The 11,834-nt window shown below is 64.1% G+C and carries 12 protein-coding genes; 5 read left to right on the forward strand and 7 right to left on the reverse strand.

The annotated features are described in order from the left end of the window. The first annotated feature begins 25 nt into the window (after nucleotides 1-25). The 5 genes from VHN57_RS25200 to VHN57_RS25220 are packed head-to-tail and all read left to right on the forward strand — an operon-like array spanning nucleotide 26 to nucleotide 6,834. Nucleotides 26-1,177 carry a tyrosine-type recombinase/integrase gene (locus tag VHN57_RS25200; RefSeq protein WP_063976798.1) on the forward strand — a complete coding sequence of 384 codons (1,152 nt, stop codon included), beginning with the start codon at nucleotides 26-28 and terminating at the stop codon, nucleotides 1,175-1,177. After that, complete coding sequence (locus VHN57_RS25205) at nucleotides 1,170-2,918, forward strand: site-specific integrase (RefSeq protein ID WP_063976797.1); 1,749 nt, start codon at nucleotides 1,170-1,172, stop codon at nucleotides 2,916-2,918. The genes VHN57_RS25200 and VHN57_RS25205 overlap by 8 nt, the downstream gene beginning before the upstream one ends. Then, nucleotides 2,915-4,756: a site-specific integrase gene (locus VHN57_RS25210; RefSeq protein WP_063976796.1), complete on the forward strand. Its 1,842-nt coding sequence runs from the start codon at nucleotides 2,915-2,917 to the stop codon at nucleotides 4,754-4,756. Before VHN57_RS25205 ends, VHN57_RS25210 begins: the two co-directional genes overlap by 4 nt. Nucleotides 4,757-4,760: 4 nt before the next feature. Then, a complete protein-coding gene (locus tag VHN57_RS25215) occupies nucleotides 4,761-5,246 on the forward strand; it encodes a hypothetical protein (RefSeq protein WP_063976795.1) in 486 nt (161 codons plus the stop codon). A gap of 52 nt (nucleotides 5,247-5,298) precedes the next feature. Further along, complete coding sequence (locus VHN57_RS25220; RefSeq protein WP_423286282.1) at nucleotides 5,299-6,834, forward strand: ParB/RepB/Spo0J family partition protein; 1,536 nt, start codon at nucleotides 5,299-5,301, stop codon at nucleotides 6,832-6,834. A 196-nt stretch (nucleotides 6,835-7,030) separates the two neighbouring features. Here the strand turns inward: VHN57_RS25220 and VHN57_RS25225 are convergent, their stop codons facing one another. The 7 genes from VHN57_RS25225 to VHN57_RS25255 form a co-directional block, all read right to left on the reverse strand. Then, nucleotides 7,031-7,327 carry a hypothetical protein gene (locus tag VHN57_RS25225; protein ID WP_423286285.1) on the reverse strand — a complete coding sequence of 99 codons (297 nt, stop codon included), beginning with the start codon at nucleotides 7,325-7,327 and terminating at the stop codon, nucleotides 7,031-7,033. A gap of 74 nt (nucleotides 7,328-7,401) precedes the next feature. Then, nucleotides 7,402-7,767 (reverse strand): hypothetical protein, encoded by a 366-nt coding sequence (locus VHN57_RS25230; protein WP_333885660.1) that lies wholly within the window; start codon nucleotides 7,765-7,767, stop codon nucleotides 7,402-7,404. A 1-nt stretch (nucleotide 7,768) separates the two neighbouring features. Next, on the reverse strand, nucleotides 7,769-9,259 hold the full coding sequence (locus VHN57_RS25235; protein ID WP_333885661.1) for a PIN domain-containing protein: 1,491 nt from the start codon (nucleotides 9,257-9,259) through the stop codon (nucleotides 7,769-7,771). 89 nt (nucleotides 9,260-9,348) lie between these two features. Continuing rightward, nucleotides 9,349-9,666, reverse strand: a complete 318-nt coding sequence (locus tag VHN57_RS25240; RefSeq protein ID WP_333885662.1) for a hypothetical protein — start codon at nucleotides 9,664-9,666, stop codon at nucleotides 9,349-9,351. After that, nucleotides 9,663-10,286, reverse strand: a complete 624-nt coding sequence (locus VHN57_RS25245) for a hypothetical protein (RefSeq protein WP_333885663.1) — start codon at nucleotides 10,284-10,286, stop codon at nucleotides 9,663-9,665. The genes VHN57_RS25240 and VHN57_RS25245 overlap by 4 nt, the downstream gene beginning before the upstream one ends. A gap of 310 nt (nucleotides 10,287-10,596) precedes the next feature. Further along, nucleotides 10,597-11,127 carry a GNAT family N-acetyltransferase gene (locus VHN57_RS25250; RefSeq protein ID WP_007686150.1) on the reverse strand — a complete coding sequence of 177 codons (531 nt, stop codon included), beginning with the start codon at nucleotides 11,125-11,127 and terminating at the stop codon, nucleotides 10,597-10,599. After that, the gene (locus tag VHN57_RS25255; RefSeq protein ID WP_008832583.1) at nucleotides 11,124-11,744 is read right to left on the reverse strand and encodes a recombinase family protein; all 621 of its coding nucleotides are present in this window, start codon (nucleotides 11,742-11,744) and stop codon (nucleotides 11,124-11,126) included. Before VHN57_RS25255 ends, VHN57_RS25250 begins: the two co-directional genes overlap by 4 nt. Between the last annotated feature and the right edge of the window lie 90 nt (nucleotides 11,745-11,834).

Genomic DNA, 11,834 nt, shown 5'->3' on the forward strand with positions numbered 1-11,834 from the left:
GCGCACGACGCGCCACGGAGGACAGATGGCGCGTATCATCAGAGCGTTGCCGGGCTATGGCGACATCCCGGCGCACTTCCCGGTCATCGTCGATGATGGGATGGCGATTATCGAGCCTGCGTTCGCGTATCTGCACGAACTGGCGACCATCCCGGGCCGCAGCCACGCGGCCGAGACGATCCGCACCTATAGCGAACATCTACACGACTGGCTCGATAGCCTGGAGCAATCCCGGATCGCCTGGGACGCGGTTGGCGAACGCGAGATAGCGGCGTGGCGCAACCGGATGCTGGAACGCCCGAGCCCGCACACGAAGCGGCCCTATGGGCGCTCGACGATCAACGATCGGGTCCGCACAGTCTGCCGCTTTTATGGCTGGGCGCATCAGCGGAGCTGGATCGTGGAGCTGCCGTTCCATTACATCGACGTGCGTGTGTCGCATCGGCGGCAGTCGATGCTCGCGCATCTCGATGCGCGTCCCGGCATCGTCGCGGCCAATGTGCTGACCGTCCCGGAGGCCGAGCGGCTGCCGCGCGCCCTGCGCGCCGATCAGCTTCGCCGGCTGTTCAGTGCGCTGGCGTCGCCTTACGATCTGATGGCAAGCTGGGCGCTGGTGACGGGAATGCGCCGCAAGGAGCTTTGCGCGCTGGAGCTGTTCCAGGTGCCGGAGATCGCCCACCTGGATGCCGATGAGCATCCGCTGGTCGGGATCGGGCTCAGCATCACCAAGGGCGGCTATCCGCGCACGGTCTATCCGCCGATCCGGTTGCTCGACGCCACGCATCGCTACATCGATGAGGTGCGCGGCCCGCTGATCCGGCGGCTGCGCCGCGCTGATCCATCATGGCATGCACCTTCGGCGCTTTTCCTGACGAGCCGGGGCAAGCCGGTCAGTCCAGTCCGGTTCACGGCTGCGATGAGCGCGGCGTTCAAGGCGGCCGGCGTGGTCGGGACCGGCCATTGGCTGCGGCACTGCTATGCGATGACGATGCTGGCGCAGCTCCAGCGGCAGGCGCGCATGACACCGGAAATCAACCCGCTCAAGGTGGTCCAGGTGCTGCTCGGACACAGGTCGATCGCCAGCACTGCCATCTATCTGCGCTGCGTGGAAATGCATGGTGCCGAACTGGAGGAGAGCATCGCCTGGCTTTACGGCGCGCTGATCGACGATGGCTAGGCGGGCACCGATCAACCGGCGCATGGTGACGCGGGAGGCGAGTGATACCATCGTCCTGTTCCGCGACGCCTGGGGCGAGGTGGACAAGCGGTTCGATCTGGGAAGGCTCGGGCTTCCGGGTGATGTGACGGTGCTGCTGGCCGAAGCGTTCCGGGGGCATCACGCTGGATCGAGCCCGGATACGCAGCGCGGCTGCTATCGTGCGCTGCGCCTGTTCGCGACGTTCGCGCGAGAGGAGGATGCGGTGGCTGGCGCGGCCGACCTCACCTCCACACTGGTCGGGCGCTATATGGACTGGCTCAACCGACAGCCAGGCCCGGATGGCAAGGGCTGGACCGCACCTTCGAAAGCCAATGCGCTGGCGGTGCTGCGCTATCTGGTCGACTGGACCAAGCGGCACGCGCCTGATCGTCTGCCGAGCCGGATCGACTTCCCTTACAATCCCTGGCCCAATCGGTCGCCGACGCCGCGACCCAAGCTCAGCGAGGCGGTGCTCAAAAGCATCCTTCAGGCAGCTTATGAGGAGATCGACGAAGCCTGGGACCGGTTCGAGACCGGGCAACGCATCCTCGCCACGCGCGGCGCGGTGCCCGGTGTTGATGCGCGAACGTGCCGGTTCGTGCGCACAATAGCGCGCGTCGGCAATGGCGTGGTGACGGCAGCGAGCAAGGTCCCCTATGGCGTCTCCACGCTGAGCACGCGTGGCGGGCTGCGGCATCTGTCCGGTTATCTCCATCTGACACTGGAGTATCTTCCGGCCTTCTTCCTCGGGCTCGCGGTTCAGACCGCCGGTAATCCCGACCCATTGCGGCGTCTGCGACGCGACTGCCAGAGCTCGCATCCGCTCGACGAGCATCGGGTGATGATCGACTGGGGCAAGCCGCGTGCTGGTGCGAAGGTGAAGCGGGCGCAGCGCCGTTCGTTCGACCGTCGGCGACCCTATGCGGCGCCCAATCTGATCGATCGGCTGATCGCCATGACCGCGACGCTTGCAAGCCAGGCCCGCGTGCAGGAGCGTGACTTGTTGTTCCTGATGAAGAGCGAGAAGCTCGGCACGGTGCGCCTCGTATCGATGAGCACGCTGGGCAAAGGCATCAAGAAGTTTATCGACCGCGCCAATGACCGGATCGCGATCTGGAACCGGGCCGCACCCGAACGATGGCGCGAACCGCTTCCCGACTTTGCGGCGGCGTTCCTGCGCGGCAGCGCGGCGACCCAGGTCTATACCGCGAGCCAAGGCGATCTGATCGCGGCGCAGGCGCTACTCAACCATGCGCGCATCGACACGACCGAACGCTATGTGCGTGGGCCGGAGGCGGCGCGCATCCAGGCTGAGACGATCGCCCGCGCGCAGGCGCTGATGATCGGATGGGTGATGGGGGAAAATACCGTCTCTCAAGCGCCGCCGGCGGCAATGCCCGCGAGCGTGCCGTTCGGGCATGACTGCCTCAATCTGCTCGGTGGCGACAGGCAGGGCAGGCCCTGTTCTCGGCTCGGGGCGTGTCTGCGCTGTCCGGGCCTGGTGATCCCGCTGGATGCCGAGCATCTGGCGCGCATCCTCCAGGCGATCGCAGTACTGGAGGAAGCACGGACACGGATCGATCCGACGCGCTGGGCACTGATCTACGCCGAGAGCCATCGCATCCTCACGGGCGATATCCTCCCCGACTTCCCCGGCGAGTTGCACGATGCCGCGCGGGCGATCATGGCGGGGCTGCCTGCCTTGCCGGTGCTGGAATGACCCTGTTGCTCGCCCAGGCGGCGGCGTTCGCGCCCGACATCGCGATATCGTCGCGCTCGCGCTTCAGCGACGACATATGGCACCTGGACGGCATCCGGCCCGGTTGTAGTCGGGGCGACTACTCGCTCGACTGGGGTTTTACGGTCGCAACAGGGCGGTTCACCGATCCTGAGCTACTGCTCTGGCTGGCGGCGGCAAAGACCCTGTTGTGGAGCGCGAAGGTCGATCCCCCGCCGGGGCGAAGGCACGTTCATGATGGCACGCTCATGAGACTGTTCAAGGGGCTTCGCCTCCTCATCCGCTGGATGGCAGATCAGGGCTATCGCCGGTTCGCCGACCTTGATCGCGGCGCAAGCGAGCGGTTCATGGCGGCGATGGCCGAGCGCCGAAACCCGAAGGGCGAACTGCTCAAGACGGGCACACTCCATCATTATCGCAGCCTGCTCATCCTGATCTATCTCCAAGGCGCGCGCTACTCGACGGTCGCCATCGGTGATCCGTTCCCGGGCACGACAGGCATGTTCAAAAGGAGTGATCGAGGTTGGCTGCCTTATACCCCCGACGCGATCGCGGTGCCGTTACTGTCGTCGGCGCTGCGGCTGATCGGACCGGCGGCCGATGATATCCTCGCCCTGCAAGGCGAGGCGCAGGCGGCCTATGATGCGGCGCTCGCATCCGGGCTCTCTCCCACCAAGGCCGGCTTCCGCGTCATCGACGCGATCGCGCCGTTCCGGTTCCAGGTGCTGCCTGGCGAGGAGGCCCCCTGGCATCGGGCGCCGGTGACGAGCACCAAGACCGTGCGCTACCTTGCCGACCGGCTCTACGATGCCTGCTTCGTGACGATCGCCTGGCTGGTCGGCGCCCGTCTCTCGGAGATCCTTGGGCTGGAAGCCGGATGCATCGAACGTCACCCTTCCGCTACGGGTGACGAGCGGTTCGCCTATCTTACGGGCCGCATCTTCAAGACCTCACGCGGCTATCATGGTGACGTCCACCGCTGGATCGCGCCCGAGCCGGTCGTGCGTGCGGTCGCAGTGATGGAGAAGCTGACCGATGGGCTGCGGCGCCGGTCGCGACGCGAGGAGTTGTTCCTGATCACATCGAGCACCGGCCTCATCGGTCCTGCCGTCGAGATCGACCTGCCGGCCACTTATACGATCATCCGTCGTCTCAATCTGCTGTTCGCACCGTTCATCGGCCTGCCGCTCCACGAGGGCAAGCCCTGGCACCTCAACACCCATCAGGGCCGCAAGACGTTCGCGCGGTTCGTCGGCAAGCGCGACCGCACCGGGCTCGCCGCGCTCCAGGCACATCTTGGCCATGTGACGCGCGCGATGACCGACAGCGGCTACGTCGGCACCGACTTCCAGCTCGACGAGTTGATCGACCGTCATGCCCAAGAGGAAACGCGAGCGGCGCTGGAGGAGATGCTGACCGCAACCGCGCTCGGCGGCAAGGCCGGGCGCGTCATTGCGGCACGATCCCGGTTCCGCGGCTGCACCCGGAATGGCGACGTGCAGGCATATGTGGACTTCCTCATGGCGGAAACCGACCTGCGGCTCGGCGTGTGCGACTGGGGTTACTGCGTCTATCGCCCCGAAACCTCGGCGTGCTTCGGCGGCGAGGCCGGCCCCAATCCGGTGCTCAGGACCGAGACCACTTGCTCGACCTGCGCCAACTTCGCGGTCACGCCCCGACATCGGTCCGTGTGGGAAATGCGCCGTGCCCGCAATCTGAAACTGCTCGAACAGCCGGTGCTCGATGCCGGCAGTCGTGCGCTTGCTGAGGCCAGGGTCGCCGAATGCGACCGTATCCTCACCCAGCTCGATGAGGGATGATCCAATGCCCAGGAAACCCGATCGTCATGAACAGCGTCGCCAGCAGACCCAGGTCCGGCTCAACGCTGCGTTCGAACGGCTGCGCAAAGGATGCCCGGTCCACCCGCTGCATCAGCGCGGCTATACGCTCACCGTCGCGACCCTCGCGCGCGAATCCGGGGTCGCGCGCAACACGATCTACACCAACCATCGTGATATCATCGACGACCTTCACGCCATCCTCGGCGATCCCATCAAGCCGGTGACGACCTGGCAGGACAAGCTCGACGAACTGCACGGCCTCATCCGCACCATGAAGCAAGAGCAGCGTCGCCTGGTTAGCGAGAACGCGCTGCTGTTGCAGCGCGCCCTCACAGCCGAAGCGGAAGCGCACCGCCACCAACGTCACAACGCTCGGCTGATCGCCGAGCGTGACACGGCGCTCCGCGCCGTGCCAGCGACCACCAAAGCTCGAAGGACAGTGTCACCCGACAACAAGACCAGAAACTGACGGATATCTGCCAAAAAATGCTTCGAAGGACAGTTGACACATGACCTAAGCAATGCACCCGGCAGACAGCATCCGCGCTTTCGCCGCGCTGCGCGATACCGGCATGAGCGCCGAGGAAATCGCAGCCCGGTTCGGTCAGGCAGTCAGCTTCGTCTACAAGATGCTTCGCCTTTCCGCGCTCGCACCGTCGCTGATCGACCTGATCGCCAAGGACCAGTTGTCGCTTGAGGCGGCGCGCGCGCTCACCCTTACCGACGATCACGACCAACAGGTGAAGGTCTGCAAGGCGGCGAACGGCCATGCGCACACCATCCGGCGGATGCTCACCACCGAGAAGGTCGACACCACCAGCGGCGCTTTCCTCTTCGTCGGGCGTGACGCCTATGAGGCAAAGGGCGGGACGATCACGGTGGACCTGTTCAGCCAAGGGGCCGAGGGCTTTGCCGACCAGCCCGAGCTTGTGCAGGAACTGGCAGAGGACAAGCTGGACGGTATCGCCGACGAGTATCGCGCGATTGGTTGGCATGAGGTCCGTGCCACGCTGGACCGACCTTATGACCTGTACATGAAGGGCAGCCTGTATCCGGCCACCCGCGAGCCGACCGAGGCCGAGGCCGAGCGGCTTGCCGAGATTGAACGTGAGATCGAGGCCATCGCCGAGAAGGAGGGTGAGGATAGCTTGGCGTTGGAGCCATTGTGCGACGAGCGGGATGCGATCACCGAGGGCTTGCGCGCCTTCAACGCCGAGCAGGTTGCGATTGGTGGTGTCGCGCTATGGGTTTCGCATGACGGTTCGCTCGGCAAGAGCTTCTATCGTGCGAAGGCCGAGCCGAAGCCTAAGGCGAGCGGCAGTGAGCCGCAGCCGCTCTACAGCAACAGCCTTGTCGCCGACCTGTCGCGGATCAAGACCCGGATCGTGCAGGAGGCGGTCGCAGCCGACCCGGCGCTTGCGCTCGACATGCTGCTGGACAGCCTTGCGGGCCAGCTACTCCACGGCGCGCACAGCTATCAGATGGCGATCGACGTGCAGGCCAAGACCATCGCGACCGATGTTGCGGACGACCTGATGGCGACCAGCGACGTGCGGGAGGTCGAGGAAACGATGGCCGACCGCTTCGGATCGATCCCCGCAGAAGGCCGCTTCGAGGCGATCCGCGCCATGAGCGGCGACGACAAGATGGCGCTGCTTGCCGGGTTGGTGGCGATGACGGTAGACGGCACACTGTTCGCGGGCGGTGCCCCCGGTGCGCGTCATCATCACTTCGAGCAGGTCGCTCGCGCGAGCGGCGTGGACATTGCGGCCCGCTGGCAAGCTCCCATCGCTCTGTTCGACAAGATGCGCCGCGCGGCCCTGATCGACCTTCTCCGCGCCGAGTGTGGCGATGCCAGCGCCGATAATTGCGCGACCATCAAGAAGAAGGCGGACTTGGCAGTCAACGTATCGGGACGGCTTGCTTCGCATTGGCTTCCCGCGCCCATGCAGATCGGAGCGTTCGACCAGCCCGAGGCCGAGCCGGGCGACTTCGACTCCGACATCGACGGTGAGGGTTTGGAAGACGAAGAGATGGCCGACGACACGATGGCATAACGACGATGGGGGGCCGGTGATAATCGGACCCCCTTTCCTCTCCCCTTCCCTTATCGTTCAGCAGCAGCCCATCGCGGGCGCGCCAGCCATGCCTCCGCATGACTGGCGCGTGTGCGTCCCCTGCCGGGTCCGCGCGGCGCCGCCCGACCAAGGCCGGCGGCGCCTGGGCGATCCGACGAGATCAATGCGGCCGCGCTTAGTGGAAGAGGCCGACGGCACCCTCAATCCAAGTCAATGTGACTAAGCCGAGGATGGCGGCTCCGATCAATGTCCGATGCCGCGCCGTGCTGGTGTGTCGCGCGACGATTTCGAAAACTGCGCCAGCTCCGACAAGCAATATCGCAGCGGCTGCAAAGTCGAAGCGGGTCCATGTAACCTCACGAGTAAATTGCATGGCAGCCGCTGGCGCAAGGAGCAGCACCGCGACGATGCTCCACATGATGGGCCGCCACGGAGGCATCTTCGATCTGCTATCAAGCTGCGCCTGCGTCATGCCTCTTGTCTCCGATCGAAGCGTATTTGCCTGTCATCAGGCTGGACCGCTCGCAACAGCGTCCGCAGCCAGGTTCAGCCGTAATGTGGACCATCTACGTGGGTGCTGCTGAAATCCACCCCGCGCCGCATCGCCACGAGGTCGAAGCGCTTAAAGAACGCGAGAGCTTCGCCTGGCGTCACCCGCACCTCCACTGCGCGCACCTCAGTCGGAGCCGGCTCAAAGTCAGCCGAACGCAGGAGATAGGCGACCAGCGACACGTCGGTCACTGGCGTGCCACGGTTCTCGCCGGACGCGATCCTGAAACCGACCACGCGCTCGTCCTTATCGGCTTTCCCCAAGGACAGCAGATAATCGGTAAGCGCGACGTTGTCTGATATGTCCGCCGCGACCGTCCCCTTGAAGTCGTTATACTGGACTCCAGCGTTGAAGGTATCCATTCTATCTCCTGATCCTGCTATTCCGCGCAAGCCGTCGCTCGAAATCCTCCACGAGTGTCTCCGCCATTGACAGACACTCGCGATCTTCAAAAGTGATACGGAGCGGGAGGTGCTTGTCGAGTGGCTCTCGAATATTGCTACCGCTGATCCGGCCGACGATCAGGCCTCGCACGTCTGCGCTATCATCTGCCCAGATGCGAAAAGGAAACTCCTCTTCTTCTCGGCCATGGCGCCAAGTCTTGCATTCAAGTGCCATCGTCGAAACGGCCTCGGATCTGCCCTCTCGCCAGTAGAAAGCATCATCGTCCCGCCGCGTGTTAGCCGCTGTCGGCAAAAACGGCGCGCGTGGCATATGTGCGAGAGGGTCGTGATCGAAAATCCCCGATGCCATGAGGATCTCACCTCGAGATTTCCGGCGCGGCGGTTCCGGAGGGAGCGCTAGCTCAAGCCATCGTGCACCCTTGTCGCCACGCTCGTCGTTGACCTTACCCGGACCACTCAGCTTGAAATTGCCGGACGCAGCGACCTCGACAAGCACATCGGAAGCGGGCCGTGTGCCCGTGTTCCGCACGCCGAAAACTGCCTGTGGCCAGTCCCGTCGGCGGTTCCATTCCGCATGAAATCCGGCGATTTTCGAACGAACGCCCGAAACCCACTTCCGATAGTCATCCTCATACTTGTCGATGGTCATTCGGGTCAGAGGCATCATGCCATCGTCAGGGTAGGCGATGCTCGAGATGTCGAAACCCTCGCCGGGGCTGCGGGGCTCGGGCGCCTTCTTCAATTGCGTGGGCGTCAGCTCCGCCATCGGTGCGAGCGCGATGACCCGCTTCACCAGCCGATCGACATCATCAGAGGAGACCGGAAGATAGCGCTTCATCGTTACCTCGAGCCGATCGATCTGCGTGCCCGACTGATCGACGAAGCGAAGCGCAAGCATCGGCTCGGCCGCCTTTAGCCGGGTGATCTCGGCATCCTTACGGGCAAGCTCTTTTGCGCTGTCGTCTACCTCGGGTTCCTTCAGCCAGTGAGCCGGCAGCATCCGCACCGGCAACCCGAAATGCTCTGCCGTCATCGCGGCGAAATTATCATCGGTCAGGAGGACAACCTCGGCCCCTGCATCAAGGCTCGCAAGCGCCTGGTTGATGATGGCCTGATCGTCATGGGACAGATCAATTTCCTCGCGCACCTTGCCTTGGTTTGGTGCGCCGGCCGCGAGGCGTAGCATAACCCGAGGTCCGTGTTCGCGAAGCAGCTCCGCTCGTGCTGCGCTCGCCATCAGTTCGCGCACCTTCGTGCTGACCGAGCGGGCGACCTTCCCGACCCTGCCGGGCCTATTCTTCAGCCGATCAAGCTCGCGGATCACTGGCCCGGACAGTATGACGTCGATGGGATCCCGGCCCAACTCCTCCCATGGTTGATCCTTGAGCGTCCGGCCCTGGATGAGGACGTTCGTATCAGGAAAGACGATCAGGGGGGATTGGTCGGCCATGCAGCCGCTACCCTATCGGAGCGGCAGCTCGTCATCTAGCGTTGACCATGCTTCGATAAGCAAAGGGCGGAAGATCGCTCTTCCGCCCCCTACTGGTGACGCTGGCGCGACTGCGCCAATGGTGCGGGGCCGGCCGCACCAGCAGACCAGCCAACGATCAGTGCCCAGACGGTCTCGAAAGAAACAGAACAGAGCTTCATCACGTTAGTCACTGGGTTCAGGTTGGTGTTCTTGACCTTGAGCGCCTTGCGGGCGCGAGATTTTGAACGTGTAATCATAGGCAATCCCTCCATGAAAATGACGCTTGCGAAGCGAAGCGCCAGAGCCAAAAAGAGGGCACCGATAATCAGCCAGCCTGCGGGATTTGAACCCCCCAGCACCCCGAAGCCACGAAGGCCAACGATCATGTAGGTTCGTGCGTTGGCGCGTTCAATGCCCGTGCGGGTGTGCCACGTGGCACACCTTCAATCCCTGGCGCGGCGCGTCTCTCGAACCATTCAAACAGGTCGCCTAGGGCGCGGCGCCGGAAGGCATTCAGCCAACGTCTGCGGCGATGCTCGGCCGCGTCGTGTACCATGTGGCAGCGTTGGCATAGCGCGGCGAGGTTGCGCCACGCATTGTCCGTAGGATCGTGGTTCAGGTGCGCGCAGGCGATGTAGACCCGCGTCACGCGGACGATCGCCGCGACCCCCTCGCCCGGTGCGCGTATCCGGCGCCCTCGACCGTCGCGCCATTGCCGGCGATCGGCGTCCCACCAACGGCCATCGCCAAGGTGGAATACGCGCGCGCCATGCGGGCGCCCGCAATGCTCACAGCGCCCGTTGGCGCGGCCGAAGCGGATCAGCCTCGACAGCTCGGGCCAGTCGATCGGATAAAGCCAGCGATGTTCGGCCATGATCGGCATGACGATTCTATGAGTCAGCCGAGTCGAGAACGAAAGCAGAAAATCGGCCAGCGGGCCGCCCTCGCGGGCGGGCGGGACGGCGTGCGCGCGTGCGCGCGATAAATGCCGTACGGAGATCCGCACTGCCCTTCCTTCGCCGCCTGCGCTGCGCGCGATCGGCACCAGGGGAACACCAAGGGCACCGCCCTTTCGTTCCCAAACGACAATCATCCGCCCGTGTAATCCGCCAATCGCGGCACCCGGTGCCGGGGCACCGGCCACGCTAGGGCGGCTCGCCCGCGCCAGCGGTAGATTCTCGTTTCCCCTCCCCATCCCGTCCTCGCCGGACAGGCAGGGCCGTGAGGCCGAGCGGCCTTACGGCCCATGCCAGGGGGCGTTTGCGGGAGGGGGCGGAATCCTACGCCAAGCTCGCCCAGATAGCCGGCGCGAGATCTTACTTGTTGCTGCCTTCTACGGTCGCGCCAGAAAGGCGACGGCTCAGTTCTATCCGGCGATGGCTACGCATTTTGAAGGTGTCTGGCCCAACGCGCCGATACTCAATGAAGCCGAGAGAACGCCAAAATCGCTCTGCCGCTTCATTCGCTTCCAGCACGGCCAACCGAATCTCTGTGGCACCTCTCGCAGCGGCCCAGCTTTCGACCGTCGAGTAAATTGAGCGTCCGACGCCACGACCACGCTGTGCGGCATCTACGATCATGAAGCCGAGATACCATGTGCCATCACGCGGATAATCGCGGAGGATGGCCGCGATTGCATATAGGCCGCCAGGCCCCTTCCATCCCAGGACAGCTTGATTGTGGGCGCTCTTTTCGGGCGGCACATCGGAGAAAAGCTCGCGAGCATCGTCCAGCGTGGGCGCGGCCCCGTCCTGCAACAGGAAATAGTCGCTGCAACGGTTGTACAGGTCTGCAACGTCTGCGGCGTCCGCTTGGGTAAGTTTGATCGGGGCTCCCGTCATCATCATCGCGTTTTGGCAGCAAGCACGCGCTGACCGTAATCCCGGAGTTCCCCGTTGGGACCGACATAGCGGTAGAGAGTGACGCGCTCGATCCCGAGTTCCTTGCAGAGGTCGGAAACGGACGTGTCGCGTTGGGCCATAGCAGCCTGAGCGAGCCGCACCTGGGCCTTGGAGAGGGCGAACTTGCGGCCACCCTTGCGTCCCCGCGCGCGGGCAGCGGCCAGGCCAGCCATGGTGCGCTCGCGGATCATATCCCGCTCAAACTCCGCCAGTGTGGCAAAAATGCCGAACACCATCCGGCCCGATGGCGTCGTGGTGTCGATCTGCGCGCCCTTGCCGGTGAGCACCCGCAGACCGATACCGCGATCCGACAAATTCTGCACCGTGCTGACCAGGTGGGTGAGCGTTCGGCCGAGCCGGTCGAGCTTCCAAACGATGAGGACATCGCCGTCGCGCAACGATTTCAGGCAGGCGGCAAGACCGGGGCGATCATCACGGCTACCGGATGCACGATCATCATAGATATTGCCTGGCTCGACACCGGCAGCGCGAAGGGCATCGTGCTGCAGGTCGAGCGACTGCGAGCCGTCGGCTTTGGACACGCGGGCGTAGCCGATCAGCATGGATCACAAACGAAGGTTTGAGGCGGTGACGAACATGAGCACATAAGATTGGGCTATTGTGTATCTTAACCAGCATCTCAATCAAGCTAT

The sequence above is a fragment of the Sphingobium salicis subsp. salicis genome (genome assembly GCF_049472635.1).
Lineage (GTDB): Bacteria > Pseudomonadota > Alphaproteobacteria > Sphingomonadales > Sphingomonadaceae > Sphingobium > Sphingobium yanoikuyae_A.

Excerpts from the sequence above, each read along its gene's own strand:
- VHN57_RS25200 (WP_063976798.1), top strand. The coding sequence starts at position 26 with ATGGCGCGTATCATCAGAGCGTTGCCGGGCTATGGCGACATCCCGGCG.
- VHN57_RS25205 (WP_063976797.1), top strand. The coding sequence starts at position 1,170 with ATGGCTAGGCGGGCACCGATCAACCGGCGCATGGTGACGCGGGAGGCG.
- VHN57_RS25210 (WP_063976796.1), top strand. The coding sequence starts at position 2,915 with ATGACCCTGTTGCTCGCCCAGGCGGCGGCGTTCGCGCCCGACATCGCG.
- VHN57_RS25215 (WP_063976795.1), top strand. The coding sequence starts at position 4,761 with ATGCCCAGGAAACCCGATCGTCATGAACAGCGTCGCCAGCAGACCCAG.
- VHN57_RS25220 (WP_423286282.1), top strand. The coding sequence starts at position 5,299 with ATGCACCCGGCAGACAGCATCCGCGCTTTCGCCGCGCTGCGCGATACC.
- VHN57_RS25225 (WP_423286285.1), bottom strand. The coding sequence starts at position 7,327 with ATGACGCAGGCGCAGCTTGATAGCAGATCGAAGATGCCTCCGTGGCGG.
- VHN57_RS25230 (WP_333885660.1), bottom strand. The coding sequence starts at position 7,767 with ATGGATACCTTCAACGCTGGAGTCCAGTATAACGACTTCAAGGGGACG.
- VHN57_RS25235 (WP_333885661.1), bottom strand. The coding sequence starts at position 9,259 with ATGGCCGACCAATCCCCCCTGATCGTCTTTCCTGATACGAACGTCCTC.
- VHN57_RS25240 (WP_333885662.1), bottom strand. The coding sequence starts at position 9,666 with ATGATCGTTGGCCTTCGTGGCTTCGGGGTGCTGGGGGGTTCAAATCCC.
- VHN57_RS25250 (WP_007686150.1), bottom strand. The coding sequence starts at position 11,127 with ATGATGATGACGGGAGCCCCGATCAAACTTACCCAAGCGGACGCCGCA.
- VHN57_RS25255 (WP_008832583.1), bottom strand. The coding sequence starts at position 11,744 with ATGCTGATCGGCTACGCCCGCGTGTCCAAAGCCGACGGCTCGCAGTCG.